Raw genomic sequence first — 15,517 nt, 5'->3', positions numbered from 1 at the left:
TCGACATTCAAAAATCAAGCTTAAAAATATTTTCACAAGCTCGGCAAAGCCGAACCGCCGCTCTCGCGCTCGATCAAGCGACAGCCGAGTTCGATTCTGGTTGCCGGCTGGTCACGGCCGGCACCCGACAGCCTTTGCTCCAGCGTCTGGACGGTTGCGACCGCCAATGCGTCGAGCGGCACCCTGACCGTCGTCAGCGATGGCTGTGTGAGATCGCCCGGCGCCACACCGTCGAAACCGACGACAGCGATGTCGGCCGGGATGCGGAAGCCGAGCGCCTGAAGTTCGGTGAGCGCACCGATCGCGAGATTGTCGGCGGCACAGAAGACGGCGGTAAATCCGTCGAGACCACCCCGCTCGGCCACGAAGGTGCGCAAGGCCTCGCGTGCATGCTCAGGTTCATAGCCCTTCGCATAGAGCACCTCCCCGAGATCGATCGGCAATTCATGTTGGAGATAGGCGTCATGAAAGCCGTCGAGCCGGCGCATGATCGTGCTGCGACCGCGCCAGGTCAGGTGCAGTATCCGTCGGTGGCCTTTTGAAAGCAGCCATTCCGTCGCGAGCCGGGCACCGTAGCGGTTGGCCGGAGCGACCGTGTCGATGCTCATCGTCGGGTCCTCGCCGTTCAGGAGAACGACGGCGATGTCGCTGCCGGCAAGCCCCTTCAGCAGTTTCGAATTGTCGTCGAAAACGACGGCAATCGCTTCCGCTTCCGCGGCGCGCGCGCCCGCAAGAATCTCGGCGGCGTTGAGCTGTGGCGCGCCGTTATGGGCGACGACACGGATGCCGCGCCGCTCGCATTCCCGCGAAAGCGCCGTCAGCAGCGTCCATGACACGAGATTGATGTCGTTTTGCGGCAGGTTGCCCGGCGGGACCGCGAGATAGAGCGTACTGAGCGAGGCGATGGCACCCTTGCGCTGGCGCTTCGCGAGATAGCCGAGCTTGCGCGCCGCTTCCAGCACCCGCACGCGCACCTCCTGCGAAATCGGTGCGGTACCGTTCAGGACATGGGAAACCGTGCTGAGTGCGACGCCGGCCTCCCGCGACACATCCTTGATACCGATCTTGCGTTCCGGTCGTCTTTCGAGGGGCACCCGCTATTCTCCATAGAACGGATTGGTGAAAAGTCTCGGTTCCTTATCATGCCAGACCTCGTAGCGCACGAAGCGTCCGGCAAACCGCTGGTCGAGGCGGAGCGTCGGACCGTCACCGGCCGGCACCACCTCCACAACACCGGCCTCAGTGACTCGACGGATTTCGTCACCCACCGAGAGGCCGGTGAAGGTCACGGAAATCTCCCGCCCGGCGGCAACCTGCGAGCCGAAGTCCGGCATCTCCTCGGAGGAGGGCCTTGCCATCGTCTCATCGGGCGCAAAGGCGACCACGTTGCGGCCCGCCCGCACGGCGGCGAGGATGTCGGACACGGACATCCCCTCCACGCAGAGCCGGTTGGCCGGCCGCCCGTGCCGCCTGCGGTTCTTCAGATGAAAGTCGCTGCCGCCGGTCGCCGGAACGCGCCGGCCGGAGGTCAGCATTTCCTGCCAGAAGGCGAGGCCCTGTTCGTTCATCACCGACCAGTTGCCGTTCCAGATTTCGAGCGCGTCGAAGGCAACGTCGAAACCCGATTGCCAGCGCCCACCGGCCGAATTCTGGAAAGGGTGGTTGATGACGATGGTCGCTCCATTGGCTCGCGCCTCGGCCATCTTCTCGGCAACATCACGGGGCGAACGGCAGCGCCAGTCCGCGACCGGACGCGGCAGGCCGAGAAAGTTCGTGTGGCCCCAGTAGGAGGTGAGTTCCATGGCCGGAATGACGAGAATGCCGGGGTCGTCCGGCCGGACATCATTCTGCGTGACGGTGTTGTGGTCGGTGATCGCCAGGAAATCGAGGGCCGAGGCGCGCGCACGGTGGATCGCGTCGAGCACGGTGACGCCGCCGTCGGAATGCTCCGAGTGGCTGTGCAACTCGCCGGCGAGCCAGCGCCGCTGGCGGCCAATCAGGCGGATCTCGACGTCGACCTTGCAGTTCGGTCCGATCTTCACGATCCCCAGCACGATGTGCCACGCACCCGCAAGCGGGCCCGGTTCGTATCCCGGCGTCGCCCGATCCTCCTCCAGCGTGATGTGGCCGCGTTCGGCGCCCGTCCAGCCGCGCATGAGGCCGTTGCGGGCAACACCGAGGTCGATGACGCTGCCGCCACCGCCGAATGGAAAGTGATAGCTCACCTCGATCCGCTCGATGTCCGATCCGACCTCGAACGGAATCTCGACGAAGGATTTCTCACCGTCCGGGAAGTGGTCGATGGTGGCGGTGATCACGCGGTTCTGTGTGGACATCGATCAGCCTCTCAAGATCAGCGTGATGATTTCGAAGGGAGCGAAGGCAAGCGTCAGCGCGCCGTCTTCGAGTGCGAGGGGCCGCCCATCCCGTTCCAGGAGGTCGACCAGTTCCGCCATGCTGATTGCCTGATCGACCATGATCCGGGCAGTGCGGCGAACACCTGTCGTCTCCCAAAGCCTGACGACGATGCCGTCGCCCTCCTCTGCCAGCTTCACGGCCTCGACCGCAATGCCGGGCGTCTCGACCGAGAGAAGCGGCGGCGGCGGCTCGCCGCCCTCTCCACCTACGACCAGGCGCAGCGGCAGATTGAAGTCTTCCGCCGCCTCGTGCACCGCCAGCTTGTCACCATCATGGACCATGACGGCGTAACGGAACCGGTGTTCACCCTGGTCCGCCTCCGGCCAGGGATAGGTCGGAGAACGGAGCAGCGTCAGGCGGATATCCGTGCCCTTCGCGTCGTAGCCGTATTTGCAGTCGTTGAGCAGGGCAACTCCGAAGTCCGGTTCGCCGATATCGATCCAGCGCTGCATCGAGCATTCGAACCGGGCGCGGTCCCAGGAGGTATTCCGGTGGCTCGCGCGTCGTACATGGCCGAACTGGATCTCCGCATCCACGGCGGCCGTATTGAGATCAAGCGGGAAGGCCGTTTTCACCAGCGTGTTGTGCTCGCGCCAGTCGATGAAACAGTCAATCTCCACCTGCCGCGCTCCAGCCGCAAGCGAGACGACCTGCACGATCCGCGAGGATTCGTAGCGCCATTCGAAGCGAACGGCCGCCCGCAACGGCCCGCGCTCCACCACCTCGGCACCAACGAGCACATCGATCTCGAAGACCTGGTCCTCGAAGTCGGAATCGATGTCCCAGGCGTCGAACTGGGCGGGCATGTCGCGGAAAGCCTGCAGCCGGTTGCCGACGCGGCCGGGCTTCAAGACCTCGCGTCCGGCCTTCCTGTCGAGGATTGACGCAATCCGGCCGGCATCGTCGAAGCGCACGGACAGATGTTCGTTCTCGATATGCCGCTCCGAGACGGAAAGGGCACCAGCCGGCGCATGCACGCCATGTCCGGCGAGATCGACCACGGCAAGTGCCGGAACGGCCGGCACCAACAGGCCGTAGACCTCTCCACCATCGGCGAGAACAAGCTTCTGCTCTTGCGGACGACCGAATGACTCCGGAGAGACGACCAGACCGCCGCGGGGACGTCCTGCCACGTTGAAAAGCGCCTTGCTGCCCGCAGGCGCGAGCCTGCCCGCAAGCCGCGCCGACAGTGCATTCGCCCGGGCGAAAAACTCGGCGTAACCGGCGTCGCTGTCCTCATAGACGGCGCCGATGGACGAGCCCGGCAGGATGTCGTGGAACTGGTTGAGCAGCACGATATCCCAGAGCGCCCGGAGTTCTTCGGCAGGATAGACTTCTCCGCAGTTATGCGCGGCAAGTACGGCCAGGGTCTCGATCTCACGGAGTGCCGTTTCGGCGAGCCGGTTGTTGCGCTTGTTCTTGGCAACCGAGGTCAGCGTGCCGCGATGGAATTCGGCGTAAAGTTCACCCACCCAGGTCGGATAGCGCTCCGGCTCCGCCTTCATCCGCGTGAGCAGACGTTCGAAGAAGGGCCGCATCGGCGCGTGGACGACCTTCGGGCAGCCGGGTATGCCGCGCTCCATGCGGCGGATGTTGTGAAGCATCTCGCGGGTCGGGCCGCCGCCGCCGTCCCCATGGCCGTAGACCAGGAAGAGTTCCTTGCTGAGGTCCTGTTGGCCGTGCCGGCGCCAGGTGCCCATCACATGCGTCGGCTTCAGGTTCGGGCAGTAGGTCGTGCCGATGCTCTTCGAGTCGTAAGGCTGCGTCGTCAGGAAGTAGGCCGTGACCGCGGAGCCGTCGATGCCCTGCCAGAACAGCGTCTCCTCCGGCATGCGGTTGGTGTCGTTCCAGGAGAGCTTGTGAGTGACGAAGGTGTCGAGACCGGACTTCGCCATGAGTTGCGGTAACGAGGCGGAGTAGCCGAACGTGTCCGGCAACCAGATCATGCGCGGCCGCACGCCGAACGTCTTCTCGTGATAGCGGACGCCGTGGAGAATCTGCCGGACCAGCGCCTCTCCTCCGGCGATGTTGACATCGGGTTCCAGCCACAATGCTCCCTCGATCTCGAAGCGGCCGGAGCGAACCTCGCCGTCAATACGATCGAAGAGTTCCGGATAGTCCTGATGGAGATAGTCGAGCAGGACGCACTGGTTGTACATGAAACGGTAGTCGGGAAACTCTTCCATGAGCGCCAGCGCGGTGGCCATCGAGCGGGCCATCTTCTGGCGCGTCTCGCGCACGCGCCAGAGCCAGGCGACGTCGATATGGGTGTGCCCCGTCGCCACGATCGTCGGTTTCGCCTCGAAGTCGCCGGCCGCGTAGATCTGCGCCGCGGCCGCCTTGGCAGCAGCAATGGAGGCCCTGAAGCGGGCGGGGTTCCCCGGCCTGAGGTCGACCAAGTCGATGGCCGCGCCGATGGCGTTCAGAATGAAATGCCGCCGCGGATCGTCCTCGGCGAGCAAGCGCGCCACGTCGAGGGGCACCTTGAGGTCGTAATAGAGATCCTCGACCACACGGTCGTGCGCAAAGAGCGCGCAGGCGAAACCGAGCTGGCGGCGGTCCTCGATCGTGCCGGCCTCGATCAGGATGTCGAACTGTTCTCCGGCGCGCCCGCTTTCCGTCAGAAGGAATTCGCGGTGGTTGCCGTCGACGCCCTGTCGGATGCGTCCGTCGACACGGACGAGGCATTGCGGGTCGCTGCGCCCCATGACGTTGCCGAAGGCTGCCTCCACCCGGCAGACGACGCGCCTGCCCTCGGCAACGGCCGGCAGCACGGCTGTTCCGCCGAACCAGTAATAGCCGTCCGGTTCGCCCCAGACGAGATTGCGGTCGACAGCCACCCAGTCCTTTCTGTCGGAGGCGATCATCGCCGCGCGGTCCGCCGCGCTCGCCGGGGCAAAGGCGAGCGGCACCTCGACGCCGAGCGGCAGGAAAATCCGCTCCGCGAGATGGGCGAGCAGGTTGTCGAGCTTTCGGATTGCCTTCATGAACGCGGTCCCTCCTTCCGGACCATCACGAGCATCGCATCAGGACCAGACACTCGGCTCGCTCTCGCGAATGACGATGGCGTCGGCATTCCATCCGGCGGGAAGCGGCGACGGCCGGTCGAAGCGCACGTCTTCCAGCACGAGGTTCTCGACATTGGAGGAGAAGAGCGACGGCATTCCGCCCGGATACGCGACCAGGCCGATCACCTTCCCTTCTGCGTCCTTCACCCAGGCATTCGCGCGCCCGGCCGCATCTGCAGAAGGGGTGAGATCGAAGTGGGTCGGGCGCATGTCATAGCGGTGGCCGCGCAGCGGTCCGTCGACCTGATGGATCCAGACACGCGTCAGGCGCACGTTCCCAATGCCCGCCCGTCCATCCGCCACGAGATTGACGGCCCCTTCCATGGAGCCCTCTATGTCCTCGAACACGATCGCCTCGACGCGCCCGGCGGGCCGTTCGGCGCGCCGACGGTCGACGACGTTTACCGTAATCGCCTCACCCGAACCCCAGAAGCCGTCAGGGGTTTCACGAGCCTCCAAGCGTATTCGCCTGAAAACCACGTTGCGGATGTGCCCGCCATCGCGCGAGAAGATGCCGATCGCCCGGTTGGAACGCTCCACCTCGCAATCGACGAAGCGGATATTTTCGATATCGCCGTGGGTTTCCGTCCCGATCTTCAGGGCGCAACTGCGGCTTTCGATGCTGGATTTCTCGACAATGATGTTGCGGCAGCGCCCAAGCGCGCGGCCATCGGCCCGCTGACTGGTCTTGAGCACGACGCCGTCATCGGCCGTGGCGATCTTACAGCCGCGCACCAGCACGTCCTCGCAGGTATCGATGACGATGCCGTCGGTATTCGGCATCTCGCGATCGTTGTCGACCGAAACGCTCTCGACCCGCACGCGCCGGCAGTCGACGAGATGGATGGTCCACATCGGCGCGGCATGGATGGAGAAGCCTTCCAGCACGACGTCCGTGCAGCTCTGCATCACCAGGACGCGCGGCCTCTGCTTCGCCGGGATATGCGTGCCCATGTCGTCGAGACGGCCGGTGATGAAACTGGGACCGGGCGCCTCGATACGCCCCGAACCGTGGATACGAATGCCGCCCGCATTGGTCGCGAGCATCATGGCGGTGTTCGAATCCTCCGCCGTCACCTCGACCTGATTGGCATGGTAGGTTTCGTATTCGGGCATGAAACGCAACACCGCGCCCTCGCCGAGCCGCAGGTCAAGCCCTGACGGCAGGCGCAAGGCGCCGGAGCGATGTTCGCCGGCCCCGAGTTCCAGCGGCACGCCCGCGGCGGCGACGGCGTCGATCGCATCTTGCAGCGCGGTCGTGCAGTCGCCAGACATTGGCATGAATATTTTTTTATACTCTGCCACAGATAGCCCCTCCTCACCGCTCCATCTTCGCTCGCGGGAGCGGCACAACCTATCTCTGTTTCCTGCAGATCATCAAGAGGCGACGGAGACGGAAGGACGCTTTTCCGGGAGCGCTGTTGCCAAATTACAGTTGAAATATTTTTGTTGGCCTGCGATGGAGGAGCATACTCAGATCGACGGCTTGAGGGTCCGAGCATGGTGAAGAGACAGGCGAGCGCCGGGCGGGAAGCCGCAAAATTCGACGGAAGGTTGCATGGACGCGAAGACCGGCCGACCCACGTCGTGGGCATAGACCTCGGCGGGACGAAAATTCTCGCCGGCATCGCCGATCATCAAGGAACGATACTCGCCGCCATTAACGAGCCGACCCGCCACGGCCCCGGAGCGCCCGTGCTGGCGCAGCTGGCCGACATCGTTCACCGGCTCGCCGTGGACGTCGGCATTCCGCTCGACCGCATCGCCCATGTCCAGGTCGGCGTGCCCAGCGCCGTCTCGCCGACGACCGGCATCGCCTCGCTTTCCCCGAATCTGGCGCTTCCGGAAGACCAGCCGCCGGCGTCGCTGATCTCCTCCAGCCTCCCTTTACCGGTGACCGTCGAGAACGACGTCAACCTCGCCGCATTCGCGGAGGCGAGCCGGGGTGCAGGCAAGGACAAAGGATCGCTCGCCTTCATTTCCTTCGGAACCGGTGTCGGCATGGGACTTGTCGTCGGCGGCGAGATTGTCCGCGGAGAGCACGGACGCGCCGGCGAGATCGCCTTGCTGCCCTTCGGCGCCGACGTGCACGCACGCGCGCCAATGGCCGAAAACGGGCTGTTCGAGGACGAGGTGGGAACACCGGGCATCCGCAAGCGCTTCCAGCTCGGGGAGATGACTGTCGCCGAACTGTTCGAGAAAGCGATGTCCGGCGAAAGGGAAGCCCTCGCTGCCGTCGACACGATCGCCCGTGACGCCTCGGTCGGCGTCGCCGCGGTTTTCAGCCTCTTCGATCCGGCCGTCGCCGTGATCGGTGGCGGCATCGGCAGTCATCCACTGTTCTTCGAGAGCCTGAAGCGGCATCTCCAGCCGCTTCTTCCTTTCCCTTGTCCGTTGGAGCCGAGCTGCTTCGGACCTCGCGCGGGCATGGTCGGTGCCGTCATGCTGGCACTACGCCATGCCGAGCTCGCAGCCTCCCCCTGATCTGGAAGCACGTGCCAGACCTCGCCACGATCCGGCGTCAGATCCTCTGGAACCCGCCGATCAACTGGCGCAATCCGAACAAGGCGCCGAGAACGATGCAGGCAAGGGTGACGGGACCCGACCACGCGAGCGCGGCCACGCCCGAGACGCCCTGACCGATCGAGCACCCCATGGCGATGACGCCGCCGACGCCCATGAGTGCCGCACCCCCGACCTGACGGCCCAGTTCCCGCGGATCTTCGCAGGCCTCCCAGACGAAGGTGCCCTTGATGCTGGATCCGATGAAGGCGCCGAGAATGACGCCGGCCACGGAACCGACAGAGAAGGTGATCCCGCCGGCGGTCGAAGTCATCAGGTAGATGAGCGTCCTGCCGATCGGCGCCGTGAAGGACGGCCCTTCCGGCGCAATCGCCCCGAGGCTGATTTCTTCGAGATAAGAGGTGCCAGCAAAGCACCAGGTCACGGCGATCCCGGCCGCAACGCCCCAAGCGAGCATGCGCCAGTCCTTCCGGAGGCGATCGTAGGAAAGTGCCCAGACCAGACACGCCAGCGCGGCTGCCACGATGGTCACCAACGCCGGTATGCCGAGGTGCGCCTGGAGATCGTGGACAATGCCCTGCGGACCGGTCGCCTCGGGCTGCGGAAACAGCAGCGTTCGCAGCGGCGCGAGCGGGCCCGACAAGGCGACGAAGCCGACGATCCCCATCACGACGACGAGAACGAGCGAACGCACATCCCCGCCGCCGAAGCGGGCCAGTGCACCGAAACCGCAATTGCCCGCAAGAGCCATGCCATAGCCGAAGAGCAGCCCCCCGATGATCGAGGCAAAAGGATTCCATACGAAGGCGTGGTAGAGCGTTCCCTCGAGGTTGATCAGCCCCGCCCAGGCCCCGAACTGCGTGCCGAGGATTGCGACGCCGATGACGATCCCCCACAAGCGCAAACGCTTCTGGTCGCCGCCGTAAACGGCGGTTTCCAGCGCCGCGAGCGTGCACAGACCGCCAAGGCGCCAGCCCAGCCCCAGGACGAGGCCGCCGCCGAGGCCGACGAGTGCCGCCAGAAAACCGACCGGTAGTGTCTCCATTGCTCTTCCTCCCCGAAGAGTTCAGATGTCTGCCGCGTCCCTGAAAAGATTCGCCAGGAAGATGATGGCTTCCCGGGCCTTGGTATCACGGATCGAATAGAAGATCGCGTTGCCGTCGCGGCGGGCCGCGACGAGCCCTTCCAGCCTGAGACGCGCCAGCTGTTGACTGACGACCGCCTGACGAGCGGAAAGCAGGTTCTCGAGTTCCGTTACGCTTTTTGGACCGTCGACCAGGTGGCACAGGATGGTCAGACGACCATCGTGCCCCAGCGCCTTCAGGAACTTCGACACCCTCTCGGCGCGATCGATCAGCTTCTCCAAGGCGCCCTCCCCTGGCGCTGGCATGGCCACCTTGTTCACGTCCTTCACATCCCTTCGGGCGAACGCGCATCAAACCGATGCGGTTCTCCAGGCCCCGAATGCCGTTCCCCGCTTCCGCGTTGCCCGAACGGACGCATCAGATTGCCGCGACGGGCTGTCTTCGGGCGCGTGGATACTGTGCCTCAGCCTCGTATACTGCCTCGCGCCCGATCCGGACAGGGCATTTTTCACTTTGCCACCGTTCCGCCGGCCTTACCGATCAGGTCGTCCAGCAAGACCCAGAAGAAATCCTCTCCGGGATAACCTTCAATTCGTCCCGTCTCCACACCGTCGACGACCAGAACGAAGGTCGGCGTAAAGGCCGGAGATCTGGCGATCGTCAGTTCCGACGGCAACTCGCCGTGGAGATCGAGGCGGCGCAGCGGCGCAAGGCGGCCCTCGGAAGTCTTCGCATATTCCGGCGACACCTCCTCGTTCCAGCGGGCGCAATAGATGCAGCCAGCCTGCTCGAACATCAGCAACTCCATCGCGGCGTCAGCCGGCAGAGCCGGCAACATGAAAAGAGCAATCACGAAGGCGAGGCGCCGCTGGAGCATATTGACAGACCATATATAAATATAGAGATATTCTAATTTCAAACTCATGCGAAAGCAAGCTTGCGATCGCGGAGTCTCGATAGGTCTGGGCGGCGCTGGGGAGGAAGCCATGCTGGAGATCAGTTACGGCGGAGCCGTCGCGGCGGGGCTCTTGTCCTTCCTGTCGCCGTGCATCCTGCCCATGGTGCCCTTCTACCTGTCCTATATGGCGGGGCTCTCGATGCAGGAATTGCGGGAGGGGGAGCGGATTGCGGCCGGCGCGCAGCGCAGGCTTCTCATTCAGGCCGTCGCATTCGCGCTCGGCGTCACCACGATCTTCGTGCTGCTCGGGCTTGGTGCCACGGCACTCGGCCATCTCTTCCTGCAATGGAAGGAGACACTTTCCTGGGTCGCCGCGGCCGTGCTGATCGTCTTCGGACTGCACTTCCTCGGCATCTTCCGCATCGGTTTTCTCTACCGCGAAGCACGGGTGCAATCGACGGCCAACCCGACGACGCTCGCCGGCGCCTATCTCATGGGGCTCGCTTTCGGCTTCGGCTGGACGCCCTGCGTCGGTCCGGCGCTGGCGGCGATCCTGATGGTTGCGAGCGGCATGGGAGACCTTTGGCGCGGTGGCCTGCTGCTCTTCACCTACGGCATCGGGATGACATTACCGTTCGTCGTGGCCGCCCTGTTTGCGCGTCCTTTTCTGGCTTTCGTCGGCCGCCACCGTGCGCTCATGGGACATGTCGAGAAGCTCATGGGCCTGATGCTGATCATCTTCGGCATTCTGATCGCGACCAATTCCGTCAACCTGATTGCAGACGCCCTGATCCGGAACTTCGACTGGTCGGCGACGCTGAAGTAACAGAGAGGAGATACACACATGCACCCGGTACGACTGCTTTTCGCCTGGGCATTGCTGGCCATCGGCGGCCTGCTCTCCACATCGGCCGCGGCCGTGGAGTTGGGGGACGACGGGCTGCACAAGCCGACGTGGTTGCGCGAAACCTTCAAGGACATGCGAGAAGACCTCGCCGAGGCCAACCGCGAGGGCAAGCGGCTCCTCCTCATCGTCGAACAGCGCGGCTGCATCTACTGCACCAGGATGCACGAGGAGGTGTTTCCGGACCCGAAGATCGATCAGCTGATCCGCGACAGCTACTTCGTCGTGCAGCTCAATCTCTTCGGCGACGTCGAGGTGACGGACTTCGACGGAACGGTCCTGCCGGAGAAGGAGATGGCCGTGCGCTGGGGCGTCATGTTCACACCCACGCTCATCTTCCTGCCGGAAGACGTGAAGCCGAATCAGACCGCGGCGGAGGCCTCGGTCGCCACGATGCCGGGCGCCTTCGGAAAAGGAACCACAAGCGCCCTGCTCACCTGGGTCCGGGATCACGGCTACGCTTCCGGAGAGCACTTTCAGAAATTTCTCGCCCGGCAAGTGAATCCGTAGCGTCAAAAAAACCTGATAAATATCAATGCGCTATAAGGTTATTCAAAAATATATATATAGGGCTATTGTTATGGATTTCCGGTCAAGCTAACCTGTTCGAGGAGAAAAGAGGGAGGAGAGGATGAAATGGCAGTTCTGCCTGGCATCAGCGGTTTTGGTATCCGCTGCCACGCCGGCGCTTAGTGAGACCGCGCCGTCCGCGGCCGTTTTTCACGAAGGTGCCATCGAGATGTCGCTGTCCGGAAAGCCGGGAGATCCGGCAGCCGGCGTGAAGGTGATGACCACCAATGCCCTCGGCAATTGCGTGGCCTGCCATCAGATCAGCAAGCTTCCGGAGGTGTCCTTCCAGGGCAACATAGCGCCGCCGCTCGACGGGGTCGCCGACCGTTACTCGGAGGCACAGCTGCGAGGGATCGTGGCCAACGCGAAGATGACCTTCCAGGGCAGTTTCATGCCGGCCTTCTACAAGGCCGACGGCTATGTCCGCCCCGGCAACGGCTATACGGGCAAGGCACCCGATGGGCCCCTGCCGCCAATCCTGAATGCGCAACAGATTGAAGACGTGGTGGCGTACCTGCTCACGCTCAAAGAGTGATGCAGGGATACGTTCGAGAGGAGTGTGACATGAACTTTACCAGACGAAACGTTCTTTTGGCCGGGATCGGCGGGATTACGGCACTGGCCCTGCCACTGCCGGTCGCAGCGGCCGCCATCGAGGCACTGACGAACGAGTTCACCGGCGGCGCCACAGCCGGCAGCGACGGCATCACCCTGACGGCTCCGGAGATCGCCGAAAACGGGAACACCGTACCCGTATCGGTCGACGCGCCCGGCGCGGTGGCGATCCTGCTGCTCGCCGAAGGCAACCCGGAACCGGCCGTTGCGACGTTCAAGTTCGGCCCGGCAGCCGGCAGCCAGTCGGTCGCAACCCGCATCCGCCTCGCCAAGACGCAGAACGTCATTGCCTATGCCAAGATGGCGGACGGCTCGATCAAGAAGGCGCAATCGACCGTGAAGGTCACCATCGGCGGCTGCGGCGGCTGATCGATAAAGGAGGAGAGACAACATGGCATCGGATGCAAAACCGCGTGTGAAAGTGCCGAAATCGGCCAAGGCTGGCGAAATCGTGACCATCAAGGCGCTGATCAGCCACAAGATGGAATCCGGTCAGCGCAAGGACGCCGACGGCAAGATCATTCCCCGTTCGATCATCAATCGCTTCACCTGCGACTTCAACGGCAACAATGTCGTCGACGTCGCCATCGATCCCGCGGTTTCGACCAACCCGTACTTCGAGTTTGCCGCCAAGGTCGATGCTGCAGGCGAATTCAAGTTCACCTGGTACGACGACGACGGTTCCGTTTACGAAGACAAGAAGCCGATCGGGATTGCCTGAGCCGCATGTTGATCTAGGGAGGAGACAGACATGCCACGTTTCAGCAAAGCGATACTCGCCACCGTCCTCGGTCTTTGTCTTGCCGGCCCGGCCGGTGCGGACCCGGTCGAAGACACGCTGGAGATCCAGACGGACGACGGCCCGATCACCCTGGTGACCAGCGCGCCGGCGCCCGCCCATCTCGAAGGCGCCTTAGATACGATCTGGTCGGGCTGGCACTTCCGCGAGGACGATACCCGCGCGATGGAGAAGGACGACTTCGACAACCCCGGCATGGTCTTCGTCGACCGCGGACGGGACTTGTGGAACCAGTCGATGGGGACGAAAGGCGAGTCCTGCGCCAGCTGTCACAACGGGCCGGAGAGCATGAAGGGTCTGCGCGCCGTTCTTCCGCGCGTCGACGAAAAGTCCGGCAAGTTGATGATCATGGAAGACTACGTCGACCAGTGCGTGACGGAACGCATGGGCCTCGAGAAGTGGGGACCGACGTCGAGCAAGATGAAGGACATGCTGGCACTGATTTCGTTGCAGTCGCGCGGCATCATCCAGAATGTGGCGATCGACGGTCCGGCTGCCTCTTACTGGCACAAGGGCAAGGAGATGTACTACACGCGCTATGGTCAGCTCGAGATGTCGTGTGCGAGCTGCCACGAAGCCAATTACGGAAAGTTCATCCGGGCTGACCATCTGAGCCAGGGGCAGATTTCCGGCTTTCCGGTCTATCGTCTGAAGGATGCCGGGCTCGTTACGGCGCAACAACGTTTCGTCGGTTGCGTCCGCGACACGCGAGCAGAAACCTTCAAGGCGGGCTCCGAAGAGTTCAAGGCGCTCGAACTCTATGTTGCCTCCCGTGGCAACGGTCTCTCAATCGAAGGCGTCGGCGTCAGGCCCTGACGGCGTGGACCGCCGCGCCTGAGGGCGGCGGTCCCGCACAAACATTCGTATTCAACACGGCAAGGCTCCGGTGCGTTGGTTTCCGGGCGGGTTTTGCTGCGCATTTTTCAAGGAACGGACATGATCAACCGGCGCGAATTTCTGCAGGCATCAGTGGCGGTCTCCGCCATATATGGCCTTTCAGGCTTCGGAAACTGGTCGAAGCTCGCAGCTCAGCAGGTGATGACCCAGGACGACCTGCTCGCCTTCGAGGATTTCGGTAACGTCACGCTGATCCATATCACCGACATTCATGCGCAGACCAAGCCGATCTGGTTCCGCGAACCCGAAATCAACCTCGGTGTCGGCGAGGCGAAAGGCCGCCCGCCGCACCTGACCGGCAGGGATTTCCTGGAAACCTTCAAGATCAAGCCGGCGTCCGCGGAAGCCTACGCGCTGACCTGCGAGGATTTCGAGGCGCTCGGCAAGACCTACGGCAAGATGGGCGGCATGGACCGCGTGGCGACGGTCGTCAAGGCGATCCGCGCCGCGCGTCCGGAAGCCATCCTGCTCGACGGTGGTGATACCTGGCACGGCTCGATGACCTCGCTGCTGACCAAGGGCCAGGACATGGTGAACATCATGAACGCCCTGAAGGTCGACGCCATGACCAGCCACTGGGAATGGACCTACGGCACCGAACGGGTGAAGGAGATTGTCGACGCCCTGCCTTTCCCTTTCCTCGGTGCCAATATCTACGACGCCGAGTGGAACGAGCCGGCCTTCGAACCCTACACGTTCTTCGAGCGCGGCGGCGCCAAGATCGCGGTCATCGGCCAGGCGTTCCCCTACATGCCGATTGCAAATCCGGGCTGGATGTTCCCGGAATACTCCTTCGGCATCCGCGAAGAGCGGATGCAGGAAATGGTGGACGAGGTCAAATCCAAGGGCGCCGATCTGGTCGTCTGCCTCTCGCACAACGGCTTCGACGTCGACCGCAAGATGGCGAGCCGCGTCAAGGGGATCGACGTGATCCTCACGGGCCACACGCATGACGCTGTGCCCGAGCCGGTGGTCATCGGCGAAACGATCCTCATCGCTTCCGGCTCGAACGGAAAATTCGTCAGCCGCGTCGATCTCGACGTGCGCGACGGACGCATGATGGGCTATCGCCACAAGCTCATTCCGATCTTCTCCGACGTGATCGCGCCCGATCCGGAGATGGCGGCGCTGGTCGACAACGAACGCGCGCCACACAAGGAAAAGCTCGAGGAGAAGATCGGAACAACCGAGAGCCTGCTCTACCGCCGTGGCAATTTCAACGGAACCTGGGACAATCTGATCTGCGATGCGATCCGGTCCGAGCGGGACGCGGAGATCGCGATGTCGCCGGGCGTTCGCTGGGGAACGACCCTGATGCCGGGCGACGCGATCACACGTGAGGACATCCACAACGTCACCTCGATGACCTACGGCGCCTGCTACCGCACGGAAATGACCGGCGAGACGCTGAAGACCATTCTGGAAGACGTCGCCGACAACCTGTTCAACACCGACCCCTATTACCAGCAGGGCGGCGACATGGTTCGCGTCGGCGGCATCGGCTTCACCATCGACATCGGCCAGCCGATCGGCAACCGCATCTCCGACATGGTGCTCTCCGACAGCGGAAAGGCCGTCGAGGCAGGCAAGAGCTACACCGTTGCCGGCTGGGCGTCTGTCAACCAGGGCACCGAAGGTCCGCAGATCTGGGACGTGATCGAGAGCCATGTCCGAAAACTCGGGACCGTGAAGGTCACACCCGACTCCTCCGTCAAAATTGCTGGAATCTAAGAGAATAAG

The 15,517-nt window shown here is 63.4% G+C and carries 15 protein-coding genes; 8 read left to right on the top strand and 7 right to left on the bottom strand.

Going from position 1 to position 15,517, the window contains the following annotated elements; all coding sequences use genetic code 11:
* Positions 1-32: 32 nt before the first annotated feature.
* From NHF53_RS16505 to NHF53_RS16490, 4 genes are read right to left on the bottom strand one after another with little or no spacing between them, the layout of a single operon-like run.
* Entirely contained in the window at positions 33-1,094 is a 1,062-nt protein-coding gene (locus NHF53_RS16505) for a LacI family DNA-binding transcriptional regulator (protein WP_252835223.1), read from the bottom strand.
* Between the two features lie 3 nt (positions 1,095-1,097).
* Positions 1,098-2,336 carry a CehA/McbA family metallohydrolase gene (locus NHF53_RS16500; RefSeq protein ID WP_252835222.1) on the bottom strand — a complete coding sequence of 413 codons (1,239 nt, stop codon included), beginning with the start codon at positions 2,334-2,336 and terminating at the stop codon, positions 1,098-1,100.
* A gap of 3 nt (positions 2,337-2,339) precedes the next feature.
* Positions 2,340-5,405: a glycoside hydrolase family 38 C-terminal domain-containing protein gene (locus NHF53_RS16495; RefSeq protein WP_252835221.1), complete on the bottom strand. Its 3,066-nt coding sequence runs from the start codon at positions 5,403-5,405 to the stop codon at positions 2,340-2,342.
* Between the two features lie 39 nt (positions 5,406-5,444).
* Positions 5,445-6,767 (bottom strand): glycoside hydrolase family 28 protein, encoded by a 1,323-nt coding sequence (locus tag NHF53_RS16490; protein WP_252835220.1) that lies wholly within the window; start codon positions 6,765-6,767, stop codon positions 5,445-5,447.
* Positions 6,768-6,986: 219 nt separating this feature from the next.
* Between NHF53_RS16490 and NHF53_RS16485 the strand changes: the two genes are divergently transcribed.
* Positions 6,987-7,970 (top strand): ROK family protein, encoded by a 984-nt coding sequence (locus NHF53_RS16485; RefSeq protein WP_252835219.1) that lies wholly within the window; start codon positions 6,987-6,989, stop codon positions 7,968-7,970.
* Between the two features lie 37 nt (positions 7,971-8,007).
* Here the strand turns inward: NHF53_RS16485 and NHF53_RS16480 are convergent, their stop codons facing one another.
* The 3 genes from NHF53_RS16480 to NHF53_RS16470 form a co-directional block, all read right to left on the bottom strand.
* The gene (locus tag NHF53_RS16480; RefSeq protein WP_114363353.1) at positions 8,008-9,054 is read right to left on the bottom strand and encodes a YeeE/YedE family protein; all 1,047 of its coding nucleotides are present in this window, start codon (positions 9,052-9,054) and stop codon (positions 8,008-8,010) included.
* A gap of 21 nt (positions 9,055-9,075) precedes the next feature.
* Entirely contained in the window at positions 9,076-9,375 is a 300-nt protein-coding gene (locus NHF53_RS16475; RefSeq protein WP_252835218.1) for a helix-turn-helix transcriptional regulator, read from the bottom strand.
* Between the two features lie 227 nt (positions 9,376-9,602).
* The gene (locus NHF53_RS16470) at positions 9,603-9,971 is read right to left on the bottom strand and encodes a transcriptional regulator (protein WP_252835217.1); all 369 of its coding nucleotides are present in this window, start codon (positions 9,969-9,971) and stop codon (positions 9,603-9,605) included.
* A gap of 109 nt (positions 9,972-10,080) precedes the next feature.
* Between NHF53_RS16470 and NHF53_RS16465 the strand changes: the two genes are divergently transcribed.
* From NHF53_RS16465 to soxB, 7 genes are all read left to right on the top strand, one after another.
* Complete coding sequence (locus tag NHF53_RS16465; protein ID WP_252835216.1) at positions 10,081-10,818, top strand: cytochrome c biogenesis CcdA family protein; 738 nt, start codon at positions 10,081-10,083, stop codon at positions 10,816-10,818.
* 18 nt (positions 10,819-10,836) lie between these two features.
* A complete protein-coding gene (locus NHF53_RS16460) occupies positions 10,837-11,406 on the top strand; it encodes a thioredoxin family protein (RefSeq protein ID WP_252835215.1) in 570 nt (189 codons plus the stop codon).
* 121 nt (positions 11,407-11,527) lie between these two features.
* Complete coding sequence (soxX, locus tag NHF53_RS16455) at positions 11,528-12,001, top strand: sulfur oxidation c-type cytochrome SoxX (protein ID WP_252835213.1); 474 nt, start codon at positions 11,528-11,530, stop codon at positions 11,999-12,001.
* Between the two features lie 29 nt (positions 12,002-12,030).
* Complete coding sequence (soxY, locus tag NHF53_RS16450; protein ID WP_114363358.1) at positions 12,031-12,450, top strand: thiosulfate oxidation carrier protein SoxY; 420 nt, start codon at positions 12,031-12,033, stop codon at positions 12,448-12,450.
* 22 nt (positions 12,451-12,472) lie between these two features.
* Positions 12,473-12,802: a thiosulfate oxidation carrier complex protein SoxZ gene (gene soxZ / locus NHF53_RS16445; protein ID WP_252835212.1), complete on the top strand. Its 330-nt coding sequence runs from the start codon at positions 12,473-12,475 to the stop codon at positions 12,800-12,802.
* Between the two features lie 30 nt (positions 12,803-12,832).
* Positions 12,833-13,696, top strand: coding sequence for a sulfur oxidation c-type cytochrome SoxA (gene soxA / locus NHF53_RS16440; protein WP_252835211.1), 864 nt, complete (start codon positions 12,833-12,835; stop codon positions 13,694-13,696).
* A 120-nt stretch (positions 13,697-13,816) separates the two neighbouring features.
* Entirely contained in the window at positions 13,817-15,508 is a 1,692-nt protein-coding gene (gene soxB / locus NHF53_RS16435) for a thiosulfohydrolase SoxB (protein ID WP_252835210.1), read from the top strand.
* The last annotated feature ends 9 nt before the right edge of the window (positions 15,509-15,517 follow it).

It is taken from the genome of Ciceribacter sp. RN22 (genome assembly GCF_024054295.1).
In the GTDB taxonomy this organism is placed as follows: Bacteria; Pseudomonadota; Alphaproteobacteria; order Rhizobiales; family Rhizobiaceae; genus Allorhizobium; species Allorhizobium lividum.
The sequence above is the reverse complement of the archived record's forward strand: the minus strand, read 5'-3'. Positions and strand labels throughout refer to the sequence as shown.